This window comes from Janthinobacterium sp. KBS0711, assembly GCF_000988085.1.
In the GTDB taxonomy this organism is placed as follows: domain Bacteria; phylum Pseudomonadota; class Gammaproteobacteria; order Burkholderiales; family Burkholderiaceae_D; genus Janthinobacterium; species Janthinobacterium lividum_E.
Genome location: NZ_LBCO01000024.1, coordinates 443,695 through 464,224 on the forward strand (window position 1 = coordinate 443,695; position 20,530 = coordinate 464,224).

General features: G+C 59.9%; 18 protein-coding genes and 2 tRNA genes. 15 read left to right on the forward strand and 5 right to left on the reverse strand.

Annotated elements, in window-relative coordinates; all coding sequences use genetic code 11:
• Window positions 1–23 precede the first annotated feature (23 nt).
• Entirely contained in the window at window positions 24–1,136 is a 1,113-nt protein-coding gene (locus VM94_RS14625; RefSeq protein ID WP_046684612.1) for an acyltransferase family protein, read from the forward strand.
• Window position 1,137: 1 nt separating this feature from the next.
• Here the strand turns inward: VM94_RS14625 and VM94_RS14630 are convergent, their stop codons facing one another.
• The gene (locus VM94_RS14630; protein ID WP_046684097.1) at window positions 1,138–1,602 is read right to left on the reverse strand and encodes a hypothetical protein; all 465 of its coding nucleotides are present in this window, start codon (window positions 1,600–1,602) and stop codon (window positions 1,138–1,140) included.
• A 137-nt stretch (window positions 1,603–1,739) separates the two neighbouring features.
• Here VM94_RS14630 and VM94_RS14635 point away from each other — a divergent pair.
• The 12 genes from VM94_RS14635 to VM94_RS14690 all read left to right on the forward strand — a co-directional run bounded on the left by VM94_RS14635 (window position 1,740) and on the right by VM94_RS14690 (window position 12,460).
• A tRNA-Val gene (locus VM94_RS14635) sits at window positions 1,740–1,816 on the forward strand.
• Window positions 1,817–1,879: 63 nt separating this feature from the next.
• Window positions 1,880–1,956: transfer RNA gene (locus VM94_RS14640), tRNA-Val, on the forward strand.
• A gap of 211 nt (window positions 1,957–2,167) precedes the next feature.
• Window positions 2,168–4,075, forward strand: coding sequence for a threonine--tRNA ligase (gene thrS / locus VM94_RS14645; RefSeq protein WP_046684613.1), 1,908 nt, complete (start codon window positions 2,168–2,170; stop codon window positions 4,073–4,075).
• 12 nt (window positions 4,076–4,087) lie between these two features.
• Window positions 4,088–4,648, forward strand: coding sequence for a translation initiation factor IF-3 (infC, locus tag VM94_RS14650; RefSeq protein WP_205711303.1), 561 nt, complete (start codon window positions 4,088–4,090; stop codon window positions 4,646–4,648).
• A gap of 227 nt (window positions 4,649–4,875) precedes the next feature.
• Window positions 4,876–5,073, forward strand: a complete 198-nt coding sequence (gene rpmI, locus VM94_RS14655; protein WP_038493025.1) for a 50S ribosomal protein L35 — start codon at window positions 4,876–4,878, stop codon at window positions 5,071–5,073.
• A gap of 26 nt (window positions 5,074–5,099) precedes the next feature.
• Window positions 5,100–5,459: a 50S ribosomal protein L20 gene (gene rplT, locus VM94_RS14660; RefSeq protein WP_010399214.1), complete on the forward strand. Its 360-nt coding sequence runs from the start codon at window positions 5,100–5,102 to the stop codon at window positions 5,457–5,459.
• Between the two features lie 145 nt (window positions 5,460–5,604).
• Complete coding sequence (pheS, locus tag VM94_RS14665) at window positions 5,605–6,621, forward strand: phenylalanine--tRNA ligase subunit alpha (protein WP_046684098.1); 1,017 nt, start codon at window positions 5,605–5,607, stop codon at window positions 6,619–6,621.
• Between the two features lie 78 nt (window positions 6,622–6,699).
• The gene (pheT, locus tag VM94_RS14670) at window positions 6,700–9,126 is read left to right on the forward strand and encodes a phenylalanine--tRNA ligase subunit beta (RefSeq protein WP_046684099.1); all 2,427 of its coding nucleotides are present in this window, start codon (window positions 6,700–6,702) and stop codon (window positions 9,124–9,126) included.
• 170 nt (window positions 9,127–9,296) lie between these two features.
• The gene (locus tag VM94_RS14675; RefSeq protein WP_010399205.1) at window positions 9,297–9,644 is read left to right on the forward strand and encodes an integration host factor subunit alpha; all 348 of its coding nucleotides are present in this window, start codon (window positions 9,297–9,299) and stop codon (window positions 9,642–9,644) included.
• 10 nt (window positions 9,645–9,654) lie between these two features.
• Window positions 9,655–10,059: a MerR family transcriptional regulator gene (locus VM94_RS14680; protein ID WP_046684100.1), complete on the forward strand. Its 405-nt coding sequence runs from the start codon at window positions 9,655–9,657 to the stop codon at window positions 10,057–10,059.
• A gap of 208 nt (window positions 10,060–10,267) precedes the next feature.
• Window positions 10,268–10,900, forward strand: coding sequence for a response regulator (locus VM94_RS14685; RefSeq protein ID WP_034783185.1), 633 nt, complete (start codon window positions 10,268–10,270; stop codon window positions 10,898–10,900).
• 144 nt (window positions 10,901–11,044) lie between these two features.
• Window positions 11,045–12,460, forward strand: a complete 1,416-nt coding sequence (locus VM94_RS14690; protein ID WP_046684101.1) for a sensor histidine kinase — start codon at window positions 11,045–11,047, stop codon at window positions 12,458–12,460.
• A gap of 75 nt (window positions 12,461–12,535) precedes the next feature.
• Here VM94_RS14690 and VM94_RS14695 read toward each other — a convergent pair whose 3' ends face one another.
• Window positions 12,536–13,345, reverse strand: a complete 810-nt coding sequence (locus tag VM94_RS14695; protein ID WP_046684102.1) for a Crp/Fnr family transcriptional regulator — start codon at window positions 13,343–13,345, stop codon at window positions 12,536–12,538.
• 226 nt (window positions 13,346–13,571) lie between these two features.
• The gene (locus VM94_RS14700; protein ID WP_046684103.1) at window positions 13,572–15,629 is read right to left on the reverse strand and encodes a methyl-accepting chemotaxis protein; all 2,058 of its coding nucleotides are present in this window, start codon (window positions 15,627–15,629) and stop codon (window positions 13,572–13,574) included.
• Window positions 15,630–15,803: 174 nt separating this feature from the next.
• Here VM94_RS14700 and VM94_RS14705 point away from each other — a divergent pair, with 174 nt between their 5' ends.
• Window positions 15,804–17,480 carry a peptide chain release factor 3 gene (locus VM94_RS14705; protein ID WP_046684614.1) on the forward strand — a complete coding sequence of 559 codons (1,677 nt, stop codon included), beginning with the start codon at window positions 15,804–15,806 and terminating at the stop codon, window positions 17,478–17,480.
• Window positions 17,481–17,601: 121 nt separating this feature from the next.
• Here the strand turns inward: VM94_RS14705 and VM94_RS14710 are convergent, their stop codons facing one another.
• Window positions 17,602–19,494: a putative bifunctional diguanylate cyclase/phosphodiesterase gene (locus VM94_RS14710; RefSeq protein WP_046684104.1), complete on the reverse strand. Its 1,893-nt coding sequence runs from the start codon at window positions 19,492–19,494 to the stop codon at window positions 17,602–17,604.
• A gap of 266 nt (window positions 19,495–19,760) precedes the next feature.
• On the reverse strand, window positions 19,761–19,889 hold the full coding sequence (locus VM94_RS29330; protein ID WP_260687188.1) for a hypothetical protein: 129 nt from the start codon (window positions 19,887–19,889) through the stop codon (window positions 19,761–19,763).
• A 184-nt stretch (window positions 19,890–20,073) separates the two neighbouring features.
• Between VM94_RS29330 and rnk the strand changes: the two genes are divergently transcribed.
• Window positions 20,074–20,481, forward strand: coding sequence for a nucleoside diphosphate kinase regulator (gene rnk, locus VM94_RS14715; protein ID WP_162835757.1), 408 nt, complete (start codon window positions 20,074–20,076; stop codon window positions 20,479–20,481).
• Window positions 20,482–20,530 lie beyond the last annotated feature (49 nt).

Below are 20,530 nucleotides of genomic sequence, written 5' to 3' on the forward strand. Positions count from 1 at the left end.
CGTTGTTTTTCCTTGCCGATTCCATGTTTAGCACCTCCCATCCTTCTCGCCTGTACGGCCTCGATACCTTGCGCGCGCTGGCCATCGTGCTCGTTTTCATGAATCATTATTTGCTGTTCGTCAGCGAGGGCGGGGCGTTCGGTTTCTGGGGCGAAATCGGCTGGACGGGCGTGGACCTGTTCTTTGCCCTCAGTGGCTACTTGATCGGCAATCAGATCTTTGCGGCCTTGCGCAGCGAGCACGGTTTTTCCTTGCCCCATTTCTATGCGCGGCGCTTCCTGCGCACCTTGCCCAGTTTCTACGCCGTGCTGGCCTTGTATTATTTATGGCCCGCGTTTCGCGGCGATAGTGCGTTATTACCGTTGTGGAAATTCCTGACCTTTACGCAGAACATCAATTTGACGCCGGGCACGGCGTTTTCCCATGCGTGGTCGCTTTGTGTGGAAGAGCAGTTCTACGTACTGCTGCCGGCCGTGGCGCTGTTGATCGCCGCCTGCCGCAAGTCCCTGCTGTGGGCGTGGCTGGCCGTGGCCGCCAGCTTTATCGTGGGCATGCTGGTGCGCGCCTACTTGTGGGATGAGTACGTGCAAGTGCCGCGCGGCGGGCTCGGCTATTACAGGTATATTTATTACGCGTCGTGGTGCCGCTTCGACGAGCTGGTGGCGGGTGTGGCGCTGGCGCTGCTGAAGAATTACCATCCGGCCGCCTGGGCACGCCTGACCTCGTATGGCAACCGCACCTTGCTGGCGGGAATCACGGGCACGGCGCTGATGTTTTATGTGTTTCTCACTGATCACTATGGTTATTCGGTGACGGTGTTCGGCTATCCGGCCCTGGCCGCCAGTTTTACCTTGCTGCTGATCGCGGCGCTCAGTCCCGCCAGCGCCTTGTATCGACTGCGCGTGCCGGGCGCGGCCAGCCTGGCCCTGTGGTCGTATGCGATTTACCTGCTGCACAAGCAGCTGTGCATCTTGCTGCGCCCGATCTTGCAGGATATCGGTTACGGGCCGGACAGTGTGCCGGCGATCCTGGTGATGATTATTCTGAGCATCGCCACGGGCTGGCTTTTATATGCATTGGTGGAAACGCCGTTCATGCGCTTGCGGGCGCGCTACGTTCCCGCCAACCACGCCTGATTTACATATCGATGACGTCGAGTCCGCGCGGCGTACCGACCAGCAGTTCCAGGATGGCATGCACGCGCAGGTTCGTGTCTTCATGTTCCGTGTTGACGATCAGGTTGCGCAGGCCGGGTACTGCTTCCGTGATGTGGTCGCTGGCGTAGGCATTGATCAATAACAGGACCAGGTCCGTGGCGCCCGCGCCGGGCTGGCGCCGCAGCCGGTCGTGGATCACGTTCAGCAGCGCGCGCTGCATGCGCGGCGTGGGATTGGTGATGTAGGCGAAGACGCTCGGCGTGTTGGCGATGGCCGCGCAGATGCGCCGTTCGATCTCGTCAGGTTTCACGTCGGAAGCGATATCGAAATACGCGGCTTCCCAGCGCGTGCGCGCGTAGGGGTGATTGGGCGGGAAGGAGTCGGCCGTTTCAAAACCGCAGATGCGGCTCAGGGTTTTCAGCCAGGCTAATAGGGTGGAGTTCATGCCCCGATTCTAGCGGCATTCAAGGCGCCTCGGGTCCTCTCCATATAAAGGAGGCTGACGCCCGGAGAAATGATTAAAGTTTCCTGTAAAACAGCCCTTGTCATTCTGGGAAAGCCTCTCTATAATGCTGGTCTTCGGGGCGGTTAGTTCAGCTGGTTAGAATACTTGGTCGACATCCAAGGGGTCGGGGATTCGAATTCCTCACCGCCCACCAGAATTTAGCAGTAGATGGTTTTAAAGACGATTGCTGATGCAGTGATCGATAAAAAAGTTTTACGGGCGGTTAGTTCAGCTGGTTAGAATACTTGGTCGACATCCAAGGGGTCGGGGATTCGAATTCCTCACCGCCCACCAGAATGCAGTTAGAGAGAAAGGGTAAACCGGTTATGACACCGCGAACTACTACCAAGCTTTGGGAGTGACGCTAGTCGAACGGGTTTCCTTTGTCTCAAGAAAGTGAAAAACGCGGCTAGTCCGCGTTTTTTTGCGTCTGCGTTTTCCTTTCAGTTATTTTACCCATCACATTGCAGTTTTACCTGGCGCCAGCGCCGATATGGAGATCAATATGCTTACAATCCGACTTCCCGATGGTTCCGCCCGTCAATTCGACGGCCCGGTCACCGTGGCCCAGGTTGCGGCCAATATTGGTACTGGCCTGGCCAAGGCTGCCTTGGCCGGCAAGGTCGACGGCAAGCTGGTCGATACCTCCTATCTGATCGAGCAAGACGCGGAACTGGCGATTGTGACGGACAAGGACGCCGATGGCCTGGAAGTGATCCGCCACTCGACGGCCCACTTGCTGGCGTATGCCGTCAAGGAATTGTTCCCCGATGCACAAGTGACCATCGGTCCCGTGATCGACAACGGCTTTTACTATGACTTCGCCTACAAGCGTCCGTTCACGCCGGAAGATCTGATCGCGATCGAAAAGAAAATGGCGGAACTGGCCAAAAAGGATGAGCAAGTCACGCGCAAGGTTGTCGCGCGCGACGACGCCATCGAGTACTTCAAGGGCATCGGCGAAGCGTACAAGGCTGAACTGATCGGTTCGATTCCGGCCGACCAGGAAGTGTCGCTGTATTCCGAAGGCAAGTTCACGGACTTGTGCCGCGGCCCCCACGTGCCGTCGACGGGCAAGCTGAAAGTGTTCAAGCTGATGAAGCTGGCCGGCGCCTACTGGCGCGGCGACTCGAAAAACGAGATGCTGCAGCGTATCTATGGCACGGCTTGGGCCAAGAAGGAAGACCAGGAGCTGTACCTGCACAATCTGGAAGAGGCGGAAAAGCGCGACCACCGCAAGCTGGGCAAGCAGCTCGATTTCTTCCATTTCCAGGAAGAAGCGCCAGGCCTGATCTTCTGGCACCCGAAAGGCTGGTCGATCTGGCAGCAAGTCGAGCAATACATGCGCAATGTGTACCAGGTCAATGGCTATCAGGAAGTCAAGGCGCCGCAAATTCTCGACCGCGGCCTGTGGGAAAAAACCGGTCACTGGGACAATTACCGTGAAAACATGTTCATCACGGAATCGGAAAACCGCGCCTATGCGCTGAAGCCGATGAATTGCCCTGGCCATATCCAGATTTTCAACAATGGCATGCGCAGCTACCGCGACTTGCCATTGCGCTACGGCGAATTCGGCCAATGCCACCGCAACGAGCCGTCGGGCGCCTTGCACGGCATGATGCGCGTACGCGGCTTTACGCAGGATGATGGTCACATCTTCTGCCTGGAAGAGCAGATCGCCGGCGAAGTGACGGCCTTCCACCAGCAGGCGATGGATGTGTACACGGCTTTCGGCTTCACGAATATCGATGTGAAACTGGCTTTGCGTCCTGATAACCGCATCGGCACGGAAGAGTCGTGGGATTTCGCCGAGGAATCCCTGCGTTCGGCCCTGCGCGCCTGCGGCGTGGAATGGACGGAATTGCCGGGCGAGGGCGCGTTCTATGGTCCGAAGATCGAATATCACCTGAAGGATAGCCTGGGCCGCGCATGGCAAGTGGGCACCGTGCAGATCGACCCGTCGATGCCGGGCCGCCTGGGCGCCGAATATGTGGCCGTGGACAACACGCGCCAGGTACCGATCATGCTGCACCGCGCGATCGTCGGTTCGCTGGAACGTTTCATCGGCATCCTGATCGAACACTATGCGGGCGCCATGCCGCTGTGGTTGTCGCCGGTGCAAGTGTCGGTGTTGAATATTTCCGACGCTCAAGCTGATTATGTACAAGAAGTAACAACAAAACTGCGCAAAGCGGGGCTGCGCGTACAGGCTGATTTGCGTAACGAGAAGATTACCTATAAAATACGTGAACATTCCGTACAAAAATTGCCTTACATCTTAGTGATTGGCGACAAAGAGCGGGATGCGAATACAGTGGCCGTGCGGGCGCGGGGCAATGTCGATCTGGGCGTCATGTCCGTCGATGCCCTGATTGAGCGACTCAAACATGAAGTCGACACCAAGGCCTGACGAGGAAACTCGCTGCACGACCGTCTTACAAGATTTTTAAAGGAAATTACAATAGCTACTGACAAGTCACATCGCATCAATGGCGAAATCACTGCCCCTGAAATGCGTTTAAGCGGGGTCGATAACGAGCCACTCGGTATCGTAAGTTTGGCTGAAGCCTTCCGCCTGGCGGAAGAGGCAAACGTCGATCTGGTGGAAATTGCGCCTACCGCGCAGCCACCGGTGTGCCGTTTGATGGACTACGGCAAATTTAAGTATTCGGAGCAAAAGAAAGCTCACGAAGCCAAATTGAAGCAAAAGATCATCCTCGTGAAGGAAGTCAAATTCCGTCCGGGGACTGATGATGGTGACTACAATATCAAGTTGCGTAATCTCATCAAGTTCCTTGAAGATGGCGATAAAACCAAGATCACCTTGCGTTTCCGCGGTCGTGAGATGGCGCATCAGGATATTGGCTTCCGCATGCTGGAACGTCTGAAAGCCGATCTGGAGCCGTACGGCCAGGTCGAGCAGTTCCCGAAGATGGAAGGCCGCCAAATGATCATGGTTCTTTCGCCTAAGAAGAAGAAGTAAGCTACAATAGCGTTTTACTGTGGATCGACGTGGTTTGTGCCTGCATGGGCGCGACACCAGATTCCAGGCAGAATTTGCGCGGCCCGCTCAGCAATGTGCGGGCCGCGTGAACTGTAGCGGACTCGCATCCGCTGCACAACATGTGAAAGCAGGCATCTAAGCGCAGCGTCGTGTTGCCACCTGCAATCCTGTTATAAATGGAGCTGTCCGTAAGAGGACAGATTGCTATGCCTAAAATGAAGACCAAAAGCTCCGCGAAAAAACGTTTTCGCGTGCGTCCAGGTGGAACAGTCAAGTCGGGTCACGCGTTCAAACGCCACATCCTGACCAAGAAAACCACCAAAAACAAACGTCAGTTGCGCGGTACCCGTAACATCAACGCATCGGATGTCACATCCGTCATGCGCATGATGCCGACTGCTTAATCTCACACTCAATTTAAGGAGTTACTATGCCTAGAGTAAAACGTGGGGTTACAGCTCGTGCCCGTCATAAGAAGATTCTTGTTCAAGCTAAAGGCTACCGTGGTCGCCGCAGCCGTGTATACCGTGTTGCCAAGCAAGCAGTTATGCGCGCTGGCCAATACGCTTACCGCGATCGCCGCAACAAGAAGCGTGTTTTCCGCCGCCTGTGGATCGCCCGTATCAACGCCGCTTCCCGTGAGCATGGCGTAACGTACAGCGTATTCATGAACGGCTTGAAAAAAGCAAATATCGAACTGGACCGTAAAGTCCTGGCCGATATGGCTGTGATGGACAAGCCAGCATTCGCTGCGATTGTCAACGCAGTTAAAGCAAAAATCGCTGCGTAAGCATCGGTTATTGCACAACGTCATCCGTAGGGTGACGTCATAAAGAGCGGGGCAGGGGTGTGAACCTTATGCCCCGTTTCCGTTTTTGATTGTTGGACTTTTGATAAGCAAGTCCAGAATTGATGTCCAAAACAGGAAATGCCGCATGAACCCCCTAGAAGAACTCGTCGTCTCGGCCCAGGCTGACTTTATCGCCGCCGCAGACGCTGCCGCACTTGAAAACGCCAAAGCCCGCTACCTGGGCAAGACTGGCCAGATTACCGAAATGATGAAGGGCCTGGGCAAGCTGGACCCGGACGCGCGCAAGGCGCAGGGCGCCCTGATCAACGCCGTCAAAGTGCAGATCGAAGACGCGCTGACGGCGCGCCGTGATGCGCTGGCCGATGCCCAGATGCAAGGCCGTTTGAACGCCGAAGCGATCGACGTGACCTTGCCAGGCCGTGGCCGCATGCCTGGCGGCATCCATCCCGTGATGCGCACGTGGGAGCGGGTCGAGGAAATCTTCCGCTCCATCGGTTTCGACGTGGCCGACGGCCCCGAAATCGAAAACGACTGGACCAACTTCACGGCGCTCAACAGCCCGGAAAACCATCCAGCCCGTTCCATGCAAGACACGTTCTACATCGATGGCAACGACACCGATGGCAAGCCTTTGCTGCTGCGCACCCACACGAGCCCGATGCAGGTGCGTTATGCGCGCACGCATACGCCGCCGATCAAGGTCATCGCGCCAGGCCGCACCTACCGCGTCGACAGCGACGCCACCCATTCGCCGATGTTCCACCAGGTCGAAGGCCTGTGGATCGCCGAAGACATCAGCTTTGCCGACCTGAAGGGCGTGTACCTGAATTTCGTCAAGGCCTTCTTTGAAACGGACGACCTGCAGGTGCGTTTCCGTCCGTCGTACTTCCCGTTCACGGAACCGTCGGCCGAGATCGACATCGCCTTTGGCTCGGGCCCGTTGAAGGGCCGCTGGCTGGAAGTGTCGGGCGCCGGCCAGGTGCATCCGACCGTCGTGAAGAACTTCGGCCTCGATCCCGAGAAATTCATCGGTTTCGCTTTCGGCTCCGGCCTGGAACGCTTGACGATGCTGCGTTACGGCATCAACGACCTGCGCCTGTTCTATGAAGGCGACTTGCGTTTCTTGAAGCAATTCAACTAAGCATTGTTCCGTTTGATTCATGGCGCTTGAGCGCCTGTGCGCTCGCGCTGTGAGCTTTGACCCTTTGAAGGCTTGATTATGCAATTTTCCGAAAACTGGCTCCGTACCATGGTCGATCCGAAGATGACTTCGGACGAACTGGCCCATCTGCTGACCATGTCCGGTCTCGAAGTCGAGGACGTCGATCCTGTCGCGCCCCCGTTCTCGAACGTGGTGGTGGGCCTGGTCCTGGAGATGGAAAAACATCCGAACGCGGACCGCCTGAATGTGTGCCAGGTCGACGTCGGCACGGGCACCATGCTCAACATCGTTTGCGGCGCGCCGAACGTGCGCCCGGGCTTGAAAGTCGTCTGCGCGATGGCCGGCGCCGTGCTGCCGCCTGGCGCCGATGGCAAGCCGTTTGAAATCAAGGTGGGCCAGCTGCGCGGCGTCGAGTCGCAAGGCATGCTGTGCTCCGCGCGCGAATTGAAATTGTCGGAAGAAAACGCCGGCTTGATGGAATTGCCGGATGACGCGCCGATCGGCCAGAATTTCCGCGATTACTTTGCGCTCAACGACTTGAAATTCACCATCAAGTTGACGCCGAATAAGGCGGACTGCCTGTCCGTGCTAGGCGTGGCGCGCGAAGTGTCGGCCTTGACGGGCGTGCCCCTGAATGCGCCGCAGTTCCGCACCGTGCCTGTTTCCAGCGATGAAATCCTGCCCGTGAAAGTCACTGCGCCGGACCTGTGCGGCCGTTTCACTGGCCGTGTCATCCGCGGCTTGAACGCCAAGGCGGCCACGCCGGACTGGATGAAGCAGCGCCTCGAGCGCAGCGGCCAGCGTCCGCTGTCGGCCCTGGTCGATATCTCGAACTATGTCATGCTCGAACTGGGCCGTCCTAGCCACGTGTTTGACCTGGCGAAGATCCACGGCAGCCTCGACGTGCGTTGGGGCAAGGCGGGCGAATCCGTCAAGCTGTTGAACGGCAACACCATCGCCGTCGACGAGTGGATCGGCGTCATTGCTGATGATAAAGAAATCGAATCGCTGGCCGGCATCATGGGTGGCGACGCCAGCTCCGTGTCGGACGATACGGACAGCATCTACCTGGAAGCGGCATTCTGGTGGCCGAACGCCATTCAAGGCCGCGCGCGCCGCCTGAATTTCTCGACCGATGCGGCGCACCGCTTCGAGCGCGGCGTCGATTTCGCCACCACCGTCGAACACATCGAGCGCATCACGGCGCTGATCGTGGAAATCTGCGGCACGCCAGCGACGACCGTCGGCCCCGTCGACGACCAAGTGGTGAACTTGCCACAGCGCCAGCCCGTATCGATGCGCACGGCGCGCGCGCAAAAAGTCATCGGCGTGCCGCTCAACGATGAGCTGATCGCCGATATCTTCACGCGCCTGGCCCTGCCATACACCCTGGCGGACGGCGTGTTTTCCGTGACGTCGCCCAGCTACCGCTTCGACATCGAGATCGAGGAAGACCTGATCGAGGAAGTGGCGCGCGTGTACGGCTTTGAAAACATCCCGACCTTGCCGCCCGTGGCCGCGAACGTGATGCAGATCGCGCCGGAAAATACCCGCTCGCTGTTTGCGGTACGTCATGAGCTGGCTGACCTGGGCTTCCAGGAAGTGGTTAACATGAGCTTTGTCGATACGGCATGGGAGCGCGATTTCTCGGGCAACACGAACCCGATCAAATTGCAGAATCCGATCGCCAGCCAGATGAGCGTGATGCGTTCCTCGCTGATCGGCAGCCTGATCGCGAACGTGCGCTATAACCTGAACCGCAAGACGAACCGCGTGCGCATCTTCGAAGTGGGCGCCATCTATCAACGCGACGACAGCGTGGAGAACGGCCCCTTGTCGGTGGCTGGCTATGCCCAGCCGAAGCGCGTGGCCGCCATGGCTTACGGCGCGGTTGCCGACGAGCAGTGGGGCCAGGCCTCGCGCACGGTCGACTTCTTCGACGTGAAGGCGGACCTGGAAGCGCTGTTCGCGCCGCTGGTCTTGCGTTTCACCAAGGCGGAACATCCGGCCCTGCATCCTGGCCGTTCGGCCAACGTGGAGCTTGATGGCAAGGTCATCGGTTTCATCGGCGAATTGCACCCGCGCTGGATGCAAAAGTACGACTTGCCGCTGGCGCCCGTGCTGTTCGAAGTCGATGCCGCTGCCTTGACGCAACGAGTCGTGCCCGTGTACCAGGAAATCTCGAAATTCCCTGGCGCCAGCCGCGACTTGGCCGTGGTCGTCAAGCAATCGGTTGCCGTGCAGGATCTGCTCGACAGTTTCCATGCCGCCGCCAAGGCAAGCCCGGCAGCGCGTATCGTGCAAGCCATTGTTTTATTTGATGAATATCGTGGAAAAGGGCTGGAAGCGGATGAAAAAAGCCTTGCTTTCCGGATTAGCTTGCAAGATACTCAAAACACCCTGCAAGACGATGTCGTCGATGGCCTGATGGCTGTCCTGATCGATGCGGCCAAGCAGGGCCACGACGCGAAACTGCGTTCGTAATTACCGGACCGGCCGTCGCCTTGCGTGACGGCCTTTCCGTCGTCAACCGTAGACGAGCTTGCCATGTGGCGAGCTCGGGCGCACAGAAAAGGCAGGGCAGGAAAATTAATAACAGCGACGTTGATTCCGCCGTACTGCAATCCGCACTGGCCGCCGATTTGCATCGGGCCATGCTGGTTGCCAAAGTGCGCCAGGAAGCGGAAAAAGATTTACCCACCTTGACCAAGGCGGAACTGGCCGAACTGTTGTTCGAGCAAGTGGGCCTGAACAAGCGCGAAGCGAAGGATATGGTCGAGACCTTTTTCGATGAAATCCGCAATGCGCTCGAGCGTGGCGAGGCCGTCAAGTTGTCCGGTTTCGGCAATTTCCAGTTGCGCGACAAGCCGCAGCGGCCGGGCCGCAATCCGAAGACGGGCGAAGAGATTCCCATCACGGCGCGCCGTGTCGTGACCTTTCATGCGAGCCAGAAGCTGAAAAGCATGGTCGAAGAGACCAGTCCGCTGGCACGTGCTGCCTGAGTGAGTGGCGATGAACGAGCGCATCAGTAAAACCGAGTTGATCGCCTTGCCGCCCATTCCGGCGAAACGCTATTTCACGATCGGTGAAGTGAGCGAGTTGTGCGGCGTCAAACCGCACGTGCTGCGCTACTGGGAGCAGGAGTTTTCCCAGCTCAAGCCGGTCAAACGACGTGGCAACCGCCGTTATTATCAGCACCATGAGGTGCTGCTGATACGCCGCATCCGCGAATTGCTGTACGAGCAGGGTTTTACCATCAGCGGTGCGCGCAACAAGCTCGACAGCCGTGGCGCATCGCATGGCATCGCCGACGAGCTGCCAGTGCTGCCGGCCATGCCTGCCGTGCCGCAGGAAGCGCCGCTGGACCGCGTGTGGATACGCAATGAATTAATTGCGATTTTAAACTTGCTAAAATAAGATTTGTACCAATATAGGTGGTTGTCCGGTAGCAGTTGACCAAGTTGACTATACTGCATGGATGCTCCGCCTTGGCGTTGACGCTACCGTACGGCGCGCCATATTTTGAATATAATGTTAATGTTGCGTTTTTGTTAGTGACGCTGAACCGGAGCAGCGTTCAGGTTCCGGTAGTCTTTCCCAGGCCAGGAAAATTTAAGGGGAAACAATGATACGCGTTGCCATTTGTGATGATCACCAAATAGTACGAGCTGGATTCAAACAGATTTTTTCGTCGTCAAGCGATTTCAGTGTGGTGGCGGAAGCCGGTACCGGGCGCGAAGCGCTCGATATCGCCCGCCGCGAAATTTGCGATGTATTGCTGCTCGATATCGCCATGCCCGATCAAAGCGGCATCGATACCTTGCGCACGATCCGCCAGGGCCAGCCGGAATTGCCCGTGCTGATCCTCAGCGGCTATCCCGCGCAGCAATACGCGCTGAACCTGTTCAAGATGGGCGCGAATGGCTATCTGAACAAGGAATGCGAAGCCGACGAACTGATGACGGCCGTGCGCACCGTGTTCCAGGGGCGCCGTTATGTCAGCTCCACCGTGGGCGAATTGCTGGCGCAGTCGTTCGACCGCGACACGAATGCCGCCCTGCATACGGAATTGTCGGACCGCGAGTTCCAGGTCTTCCTGCGTCTGGCGCGTGGCGCCACCGTGTCCGACATCGGCGTGGCCTTGTCGTTGAGCATCAAGACGGTGAGTACCTACCGTACGCGCATCATGGAAAAAATGGGCTTGCAATCGAACAGCGACTTGACCTATTACGCAATGAAAAACAATTTGCTTGACTAGCGTTGCGGTGCGATCATGGAAACATGATCGCTCAGCCCGCTAGCCAGCACGACTTGTGCAGTGCAGCAGTTTGTGGCGAGGACTATAATTGGCCGGCGCCGGCGCTCTTTCCCGCGCCGAACCTTGCTAAGGATGCACATCAGGATGTATTTCACCGCTGAACCGGCCCCGAATCACCGCCTGCCCCTGTACAAGACGATCCTGTGCGTGACGTGCGCCCTGCTGCTTGTCCTCAATGGTTTCAGTCTCTATCACAACCTGCAGTCGCTGAAGGGCACGAATGCCTTGCTCAGCCAGAGCGCCCGCGTGGCCGACCGCCTGCAGTATTTGAACGTGCTCGTGCTCGATGCGGAAAGCAGCTTGCGCGGCTATTTCATTTCCGGCTCGGAGACGTATCTGGGACCGTCGAAGACGGCCACCACGGAAATCGAAAACGAATTCAACGAGCTGCAAACCTTGCTCGCGGGTAGTCCCACCCAGCTGAAGAACCTGGGCCAGCTGAAAAGCCTGATCCGTCGCAAGATGTCGATGTTGCAACAATCGATCGACGTCTACAAGCAGGGCGGGCTGGCCGAGATCGTCAACATTTCCCGCGTGACCGATGACCGCGCCACCATGGACGAAATCCGCCTGCAGGTGGTGATCATGACGCGCGAGCAGAATGAAGCGCTGTCGACCGGCAGCGCAGCCTTTTATCATGAGTACCAGAAAGCCGTGTTGCTCGGCATCGGCATCAATGCCCTGGCCATCCTCGTGCTGATCATGTTTTACCAGCTGGTGCGGCGCAGCTTCCAGAACCGCGCGGCCGTCGAGTATGCATTGCAAAATGCTAACGATACTCTGGAATCGACGGTCAGCAAGCGTACCGAGCAGCTATCCGTGCTGTCGCGCCATTTGATCAGCGTCAACGAAGTGGAAAAAGCACGCTTGGCGCGCGAGCTGCACGATGAGCTGGGCGCCAACTTGACGTCGATCAGCATGGACCTGGGCGCCGTCACGCAGCAACTGGCGCACACGCAGCCGGAACTGGCCGCGCAATTGCGCCGCGCCAAGGCCACTTTGCTGGAAACGGTGGAGCTCAAGCGCCGCATCGTCGAGGATTTACGCCCCAGCCTGCTGGACAACTTGGGCCTGTGCGCGGCCATCGAAAGCTATTGCGAGGATTTTGCACGCATGAGCTCGGTACGCTGCGAAACGGACGTGGCCATCAATATCGACAACCGCGAAGCGACCCTGACGATTGCCCTGTTCCGTATCGTGCAGGAATCGCTGACGAATATCATGAAATATGCGCGCGCCGGCATGGTCAGCGTGACCTTGAAACGCAACGAGCACGGCCTGGTGCTGCGCGTGATCGACGACGGTATCGGCATTACGGAAGCTGCGCTGCAAAAACCCATGTCGCACGGCTTGCTGGGCATGCGCGAACGGGCTTTGTTGCTGGGCGGCACGCTCACCGTGCGCCAGGGGCCGGAAGGCAAGGGAACGTGCGTGGAAGCCGTGATTCCCCTGCCGCTGACGCCGGAGCTGGAAGACATCGATGCGGATATCGAAGCGTAATTTTCTTTGAGATAAAAAATGGCCGGGCATGCAGCCCGGCCATTTTTTTAGCTATCTTGCATGATCAGCAGCGGATCAGCAGCGTGACACGTCGCGCAGCAAACGGTCGTATTCCGTCTTGGCGACCTTGTAGCACTCGCCCGCATAGCATTCCAGGCCGGCGCGGTCCAGCACCGTGATATTGCCGCGGCGATAGTGGATCAAGCCTTCTTCCTGCAGCTTGCCGGCAGCGGCCGTGATGCTTTCGCGGCGCACGCCCAGCATGATCGAGATCAACTCTTGCGTCACTTTCAATTCATTCGATGGCGAACGGTCCAGGCGGTCCAGCAGCCAGCGGCACAGCTTTTGCTCGATCGAACTGTGGCGGCCGCCGACGGCGTTCTGCGCCATTTGCGCAAACAGGGCGTTGGTGTAGCGCATCAGCAGCTGGGGCAGGGCACCGCCTTGATTGAAGGCATCACGCAAGCTTTGCGTCTTCAGGCGGTAGCCATAGCCGGCGCTTTGCACGACAGCCGTGCACATGGCGCGCTCGCCTGCCAGCAGCGAGGCACCGGCCACGCCTTCATGGCCGACGACGGCGATTTCCGTCGTGGCGCCATCTTCCATCACGTACAGCAGCGAAATGATGGCGGTGGTGGGGAAGTAGCTGTATTCCATGTTGTTACCGTAAGCATACAATTCCTTGCCGAAAGGCAGTTCCACCAGTTCCAGGTCTTCGAACAGCGATTCAAGCGCGGCGCGCGGCAGGGCGGCCAGCAATTCATTCTGTTGGGCACTGCTGAGGCTAACCCGCGACGCAAGCTTGATTTCCCGTCCGGCCGCCGGCATGGCGCGCGGCAGCAACTGGTTCTTCTGGACCGGGGTGCTAAGTTGAGTTTGGTTCATAGTATTCCTCACAGGCTTTTTACATCGGAGTGCGACTGCCGCGTTGCTGGTCAAAAAAAGTTGCCATATCCATTTGGTAACGGCGTTTTGTTCGACCGCGCGGTGCAGATCGCGATGTAGTTACTTTAAAAGCTTATGTAAGTGGCGAACATAAGATTAGCAGTCGCCACTTTGTAGTCTCTTTTGAGGCGGAATTGTAGTCCTTGTCCTACGTGCACACTTTTGACTAGCTAGCCTTGCGCCGTTCTGCGCGATTTTGTGATATGACGCGCGGCTTGTTGGCGCTCCACAGGCCGGCCGGACGCACGCTGGGCAAGCCGTCGCGCACGGCTGCGGCGGGCGCCTGGCGCGGGTTTGGCGTGTCGTGCTCCCCCAGGCGGAAGCGGCTGACGGCCTGCGTCAGCGCCTCGCCTTCCTGGTGCAGACGCTGCGAACCGGCGCGCGCCTCGTCGACCAGGCCCGCGTTCTGGCGCGTCATGTCGTCGATTTGCGCCAGCGCCTCGTTGATGCGGGCGATCTCGCCATTCTGCTCGGCGCCGGCGCTGCTGATGCGTCCGATCACCACGGCCACCTGCTGTACCGCGTCGACCACTTGCCGCATGGTGTTGCCGGCGGCGTTGACGAGGTCGCCGCCCGCGTCCACGGTGGCGACGGAATCGCCGATCAGGCGCTTGATTTCCAGCGCCGCGTCGTTCGAGCGCTGCGCCAGGCTGCGCACTTCCGAGGCAACGACGGCAAAGCCGCGCCCTTGCTCGCCGGCTCTAGCCGCCTCGACGGCTGCATTCAAGGCCAGGATATTCGTCTGGAAGGCGATGCCGTTGATGACGCCGATGATGTCGACGATCTTGTGCGAGCTGGCCTTGATCGACGCCATGGTGTCGACCACGGCGCCCACGGTCTGGCCGCCGCGCAGGGCCACATCGGCCGCCGTCGCCACCAGGGTGCGCCCCTGTCCTACGTGCGCTTCGTTGCGGCCCACGGTGGCCGTCAGTTCGCGCATCGAGTCCACGGTGGCGCCCAGCGCGTCCGCTTGCGTGGCCGTGTGGCCGGACAGGGCGGCGTTGCCCTGGGCGATATCGGCGCCGGCCGCCGCGATGACGGCCGCGCCGCCGCGGATTTCCTGCACCAGGGTGGCCAGGCCGTGCGTCATGGCGCCGAAGTCGCGCACCAGGTCGCCGATCTCGTCGTGCGCTTGCGAGGTGATGCGCTGCGACAGGTCGCCCGCCGCCGCCGCGCCGACGGCCACGCGCAATTGCTTCACGTCGCGCGCGAATGCGGCATAGAAGCCTGCGCACAGGTAAGCGGCGGCCAGCAGCACCAGCAGCATGGCGGCCAGGATCAGGGCGCGGCGCGCCTCGTCGCGGGCGATGCGTTGCGCCAGCAAATCGTCCAGGGCGCCGGCGGAAGCGCCGGACAGCGCCTGCAGGGTGTCGATCGCCTGCATGCCGGCCGCGTGGAATTGCGCGCCAGACGTCTGGTCGTAGGAATTCGTCACTTCGTTTTTCGTGCGTTCGAGGAAGGCCAGCGCGGCCGGCACGGCTTTCAGGGACGCTTGCAGGCTGGCGCGCAGTTCCGGCCTGGCGGCGAGGATTTCGTCGAAACGGGCCGGCAGGCGTTCCAGTTCATGGCGCGCGATCAGGGTGTTGGCGTTGACGAGTTGATCTTCATTCGCTTCGAACAAGCCCGTGTCGATGTAGGCGGCGCCGCGCCCGGCGATGTCGGACAGGCTCTCGGCCAAGTCGGGCAGGGTGGCGGTGAAGACGGCGCTCAGGTGGTTGGCGCCCGCGTCCGGGTCCAGGCTCAGGTGCGAGCGGTCGGCCACCAGCTGGCCCAGTTTGGCCGCCTGACGCAGCAGCGCCGTATGCGCCGCATAGCTGTCGCGCGCCGCGAGGCCCGTCTGGCGGCCCAGCAGGGCTTGCCACTGTTTCATCAGCTCGGCCGCCTGCGGCAGCCCGGCGCCGGCCGGCAAGCGCGTCAGGGCCGCCAGCGCGGGCGTGATGCGTGCGTTCAATGCCGTGTTGTCCATGCCCGCCTTCCCGCTCAGGCGCAAGTGCTCGAGGCCGCGCCGTTGCTGCAGCAGGCGCATGCCTTCCTGCAGCTGGCGCACATAGGCCACACCCCGCTGCGCATCCTGCGCCTGGGCCAGCGATTTGCCCAGCTCCGAAATCAGCAGGGTGGTCGCCAGCGCCAAAGGCAGCAGGAAGACCAGGCAGACAAGCATGAATTTGGGCAGCAGGCGCAAGCGCTGCATGAGTCGGATGGCGGGCGTGAGGAGGATTTTCATCGGGTTTCCAGGGTAGGGTGACAACATTTCTGCAGTGCAATGTTGCCTGCCGATTGTGACCCCTTGATGAAGTGGCCAATTTTGCCGTTCGCCAGAGTGAAGCAGTTCACACGGAAGGGCGATCCTTCTGTAAAATCGAGGGTTTTTTGCGAGGGCCATATTATGGTCACCAATATGGCCAACGAGAACGACATCAACACCCCCGATTCCAGCGACAACGCGGACAGCGCAGCAGCGCCAGCGAGCAGCAAGGCGCCGGCCGTGATCGCGCGCGAAGTGCAGCGCCGCCGCACCTTCGGCATCATTTCCCACCCGGATGCGGGCAAGACCACCCTGACGGAAAAACTGCTGCTGTTCTCGGGCGCGATCCAGATGGCCGGTACCGTCAAGGCCCGTAAATCGGGCCGCCACGCGACGTCGGACTGGATGGAGATCGAGAAGCAGCGCGGCATTTCCGTCGCGTCCTCGGTGATGCAGTTCGAATTCCGCGACCACGTCGTCAACCTGCTCGACACCCCGGGCCACCAGGACTTCTCGGAAGATACCTACCGCGTGCTGACGGCGGTCGACTCGGCGCTGATGGTGATCGATGCGGCCAAGGGCGTGGAAGCACAGACGATCAAGCTGCTGGCCGTGTGCCGCATGCGCAATACGCCGATCGTCACCTTCATGAACAAGATGGACCGCGAGACGCGCGATCCGCTGGACCTGCTCGACGAACTCGAATCCGTGCTGAAGATCCAGTGCGCGCCCGTCACCTGGCCTATCGGCATGGGCAAGAACTTCCGCGGCGTGTACCACTTGCTGAACGACGAGATCATGCTGTTCAAGGCCGGTGAGGAGAAGGCCGACGGCGCCTTTGAAATCATCAAGGGTATCGACAACCCGCGCCTGCAGGAGATGTTCCCGCTCGAGATGGATCAATTGCGCATGGAAGTGGAACTGGTGCACGGCGCGTCGAACCCGTTCAACCTGGAGGAATTCCTCTCCGGCGTGCAGACGCCCGTGTTCTTCGGTTCTGCCATCAACAACTTCGGCGTGCGCGAGATTCTGTCCGCGCTGGTCGACTGGGCGCCGGCGCCGCGCGAGCGCGATGCGACCGTGCGTTCGGTGGCCCCGTCCGAGCAGCCGTTTACCGGTTTTGTTTTCAAGATCCAGGCCAACATGGACCCGGCCCACCGCGACCGGATCGCCTTCTTGCGCGTGTGCTCGGGACGTTTCGAGCGCGGCATGAAGGTCAAGCACTTGCGCCTGGGGCGCGAGATCAAGGTGTCGAACGTGGTGACCTTCATGGCATCCTCGCGCGAACAGGTGGAAGAGGCGTACGCGGGCGACATCATCGGCTTGCCGAACCACGGCAACATGCAGATCGGCGACAGTTTTTCCGAAGGCGAGATGCTGACCTTTACGGGTATCCCGTATTTTGCGCCGGACTTTTTCCGCTCCGTGCGCATCCGTAATCCGCTGAAGATCAAGCAGCTGCACAAGGGCTTGCAGCAGCTGGGCGAAGAGGGTGCGGTACAGGTCTTCAAACCGGTGCAGGGCGGCGAACTGGTACTGGGCGCCGTCGGCGTGCTGCAGTTCGAAGTGGTGGCCAGCCGTCTGCTCAACGAGTATGGCGTCGATGCCGTGTTCGAAGGCACGAGCATCAGCAGCGCGCGCTGGGTCAGCTGCGACGACAAGCGCATCCTGCAGGACTTTGAAAACGCGCTCGGCCACAACGTGGCCTACGATGCGGCCGGCAACATGGCCTACCTGGCCACGTCGGGCGTCAACCTGCGTTTGACGGAAGAGCGCTGGCCGAAGCTGACGTTCCATGCGACCCGCGAGCATTCGGCCAAATTGGCTTGATGTAGCGTAGTGGTGTCGGGTTACGCGCTTTGCGCTAACCCGACCTACGCCGACCTACCTGTTCATGGCGCAGGTCGGATTAGGCCAACGGCCTCATCCGACAACCATCGTTGGCGGTCACTCAAGCCGGCAAGATCGTGCGCGTACTCCAGTCGCGCCGTTCCAGCAGCAATGCCGTCAGCTGCGCCGCCGTCATCGGGCGCGCGAAGAAGAAGCCCTGCACGTTGTCGCAGCCGGCTGTTCGCAAAAACTCCACCTGCCGCAAGGTTTCCACCCCTTCGGCCACCACTTTCAGATGCAGGCTGTGCGCCATGGCGATGATGGCCGTGACGATGGCTTCGCCTTCGCCGGGCAGGTCGTGCACGAAGCTGCGGTCGATTTTCAGCTGGTCGATCGGCAGGCGCTTCAGGTAGGACATCGAGGAATAACCGGTGCCGAAATCGTCGATCGACAGGTGGATGCCCGTCTCCTGCAGGCGCCGCATCAATTCCACGTTGGCGTGGATATTGTCCATCAGGACCCCTTCCGTGATTTCCAGCTCCAGCAAGCCATGCGGCAGCTGCGTTTCGTGCAGGATGGCGCGGATGTCGTCCATCAGGCCTGGATCGCGCGCCTGGCAGGCCGACAGGTTGACGGCCACGTGCTCGAGCGAATCGAGCAGGCCCGCCTTGCACCAGAGGGCCGCCTGGCGGCAGGCGCTTTGCAGCACCCAGCGTCCCAGGTCGACGATGATGCCGCTTTCCTCGGCCACGGGGATAAATTCGGCGGGGCTCAGCTGGCCCATCTCGCGGCAATTCCAGCGGACCAGTGCTTCCACGCCGACGATGCGCCCGCTGCGCAAGTCGATCTGCGGCTGGTAGTGCAGATACAGTTCCTCGTTTTGCAGCGCGCGGCGCAGGTTCGCTTCCATGCGCAGGCGGCGCTGGGCGCGCAGTTCCATTTCAGCCTTGAACACGGCGTAGCGGTTCTTGCCCTGGTGCTTGGCGTGGTACATGGCCGTATCGGCATTGCGCGTCAGCGTGGCCACGTCCTGCGCGTCGAACGGATACAGGCTCACGCCGATGCTGGCGCTGACATACAGCTGGTGGCCTTCGAGGTCGAACGGCGGGGCCAGCACGGCGAGGATCTTGCGCGCCACGCTGGCCATTTCCGAGGCGTCGTCGGCCGGTTCGACGATGACGACGAATTCGTCGCCGCCGATGCGGCAGATGATGTCGGTGCCGCGCAGGATGGCCACCAGTCGCTCGGCGACGAGCTTGAGCAGCTGGTCGCCGCAGTGGTGGCCCAGCGTATCGTTGACCACCTTGAAGTTGTCCAGGTCCAGCAGCAGCAGGCCCACGCTGCTGTCCTGGCGGTCGGCGCGCGCCAGCGCGTAGGCCAGGGCATCGTTGAATTCATGGCGGTTCGGCAGCTGCGTGACGGAGTCGACGTGGGCCAGGTAGTGCAAATGGTTTTCCGCATGCTGGGCGGCGGTGCGCGTGCGGCGCACCATCAGGAACGTCAGGCCGAACGCGCACAGGCAGACGAGCAGGGTGAAGGCGGCAAATTGCGCCAGGCTGGCGTACAGCGGCGCCAGGCTGGCGCGCAGGTACAGCGCGCCGCCGCCGGGCAAGGCCTTCAATATCGCGGCGCTGCCGTCCAGGTAATCGATGTGCATGCCGTTGCGCGGCGCCGCCGGCACGGCATCGTTGCTGCTGCGCGCGTAGCGGGCAAACGGCGTGCCATAGGGACTGTAGAGCAGGGCTTGCCGGACATGCGGCGCGGCGGCGAGGGGAGCGAGGAGTTGTTGGGCCGCAAGGCGATTGTCCTGGCGCATGGCTTGCGCGGCGGCGGGGGCCAGCATGTCGGCCTGGATGTGCAGGTTGCGCTGCAAGGATGCTTGAAGTGAAAACAATTGGAAGAGGATCAGCAACAGGCTGGCCATGGCCAGCATGGCTGCCGCGGCCAGCAAGTTCAGCCGGGCTATGCGGTCGCCGCGCAATTGCGACGACGGCAGCATCAATGGCGCCATCATGACGCTTCCTCCTGCCGGCCCCGCTTGCCGCCGCCCCGTGTGATCGCGCCTCGCCCTGCCATACTTTACGTTCCAGTCTGATGAAAACCGAAGTGAGCCGGAACTCTCAACGTGTTGCTAAGGCCGACATATTGTCATTTTGCAGCGTGAAAGTACAGGGTGCGCGGCAATTTAGTGCCCATGCCGTACACCGGTGGCGGCAGGCAAGGCGACAAGACAGGCGGAAAAGGAGGACGTGTCTTTCTAATAATAATTCATGCTGAATTTTAATCCTTTTTTTGCCCGCCGTTTTTTTTCTCTAAAAACATGCTGATGGTAAACAAAATACTACCAAGAATAACTTCCATGCTTGCAGTCATCCCGGCACGGATTAACTTTTTGACTGCATCAGCCATTGCAAGTCATTGATTTTAATAAATTTTAATGAAGAATGCGAGAACGCTATGGCCTTGCTCCGCGAGTTCGTCCATAATCCGCTGATGATGGACGTTCTGATGCTGTTTGTTTTGTCTGCCGCGGCCAAGTCAGCTGCCGCCAGTAAAACCGGACGTCGCCCTAATGATCAATAGTGAGGATATCTTGGAAAAAAAACCAAAAATTATTTTGTCGTCACAAGACCTGGAACGACTGGAAGCGTTGTTGTATGCCTTGGGTAATAATCTGTCGCCGGACAAGGCCGCCTTGCTCGATGAGCTGGGCCGCGCCGAGGTGCTCGAGCCGCAAGAGATTCCCCCGACCGTCGTGACGATGAATTCCACCGTGCGCTTCACGGTGGAAAACAAGGAGGAATTCTGCCTGACGCTCGTGTATCCGAAGGATGTGGAAGGCCAGGCCGACCGCATTTCCGTGCTGGCACCCGTCGGCAGCGCGCTGCTGGGCCTGTCCGTGGGCGACAGCATCGCCTGGCCCATGCCGGGCGGCGTGGTGAAGGTGAAGATCGAGGAAATCGTCTACCAGCCTGAACGGGCTGGCGAATACCACCGCTAAGCGCGGCAAGCAGTGACGGCGGGCGGCGCCTGCCGTTCGCCTGCAAGGC

Coding starts and splice junctions, on each gene's coding strand:
- rplT (WP_010399214.1), top strand. CDS start 5,100: ATGCCTAGAGTAAAACGTGGGGTTACAGCTCGTGCCCGTCATAAGAAG.
- VM94_RS14680 (WP_046684100.1), top strand. CDS start 9,655: ATGAACGAGCGCATCAGTAAAACCGAGTTGATCGCCTTGCCGCCCATT.
- pheS (WP_046684098.1), top strand. CDS start 5,605: ATGAACCCCCTAGAAGAACTCGTCGTCTCGGCCCAGGCTGACTTTATC.
- VM94_RS14700 (WP_046684103.1), bottom strand. CDS start 15,629: ATGAAAATCCTCCTCACGCCCGCCATCCGACTCATGCAGCGCTTGCGC.
- VM94_RS14675 (WP_010399205.1), top strand. CDS start 9,297: ATGCTGGTTGCCAAAGTGCGCCAGGAAGCGGAAAAAGATTTACCCACC.
- VM94_RS14705 (WP_046684614.1), top strand. CDS start 15,804: ATGGCCAACGAGAACGACATCAACACCCCCGATTCCAGCGACAACGCG.
- VM94_RS14630 (WP_046684097.1), bottom strand. CDS start 1,602: ATGAACTCCACCCTATTAGCCTGGCTGAAAACCCTGAGCCGCATCTGC.
- VM94_RS14690 (WP_046684101.1), top strand. CDS start 11,045: ATGTATTTCACCGCTGAACCGGCCCCGAATCACCGCCTGCCCCTGTAC.
- VM94_RS14625 (WP_046684612.1), top strand. CDS start 24: ATGTTTAGCACCTCCCATCCTTCTCGCCTGTACGGCCTCGATACCTTG.
- pheT (WP_046684099.1), top strand. CDS start 6,700: ATGCAATTTTCCGAAAACTGGCTCCGTACCATGGTCGATCCGAAGATG.
- rpmI (WP_038493025.1), top strand. CDS start 4,876: ATGCCTAAAATGAAGACCAAAAGCTCCGCGAAAAAACGTTTTCGCGTG.
- VM94_RS14695 (WP_046684102.1), bottom strand. CDS start 13,345: ATGAACCAAACTCAACTTAGCACCCCGGTCCAGAAGAACCAGTTGCTG.
- VM94_RS14710 (WP_046684104.1), bottom strand. CDS start 19,494: ATGATGGCGCCATTGATGCTGCCGTCGTCGCAATTGCGCGGCGACCGC.
- thrS (WP_046684613.1), top strand. CDS start 2,168: ATGCTTACAATCCGACTTCCCGATGGTTCCGCCCGTCAATTCGACGGC.
- VM94_RS29330 (WP_260687188.1), bottom strand. CDS start 19,889: ATGGCTGATGCAGTCAAAAAGTTAATCCGTGCCGGGATGACTGCAAGC.
- VM94_RS14685 (WP_034783185.1), top strand. CDS start 10,268: ATGATACGCGTTGCCATTTGTGATGATCACCAAATAGTACGAGCTGGA.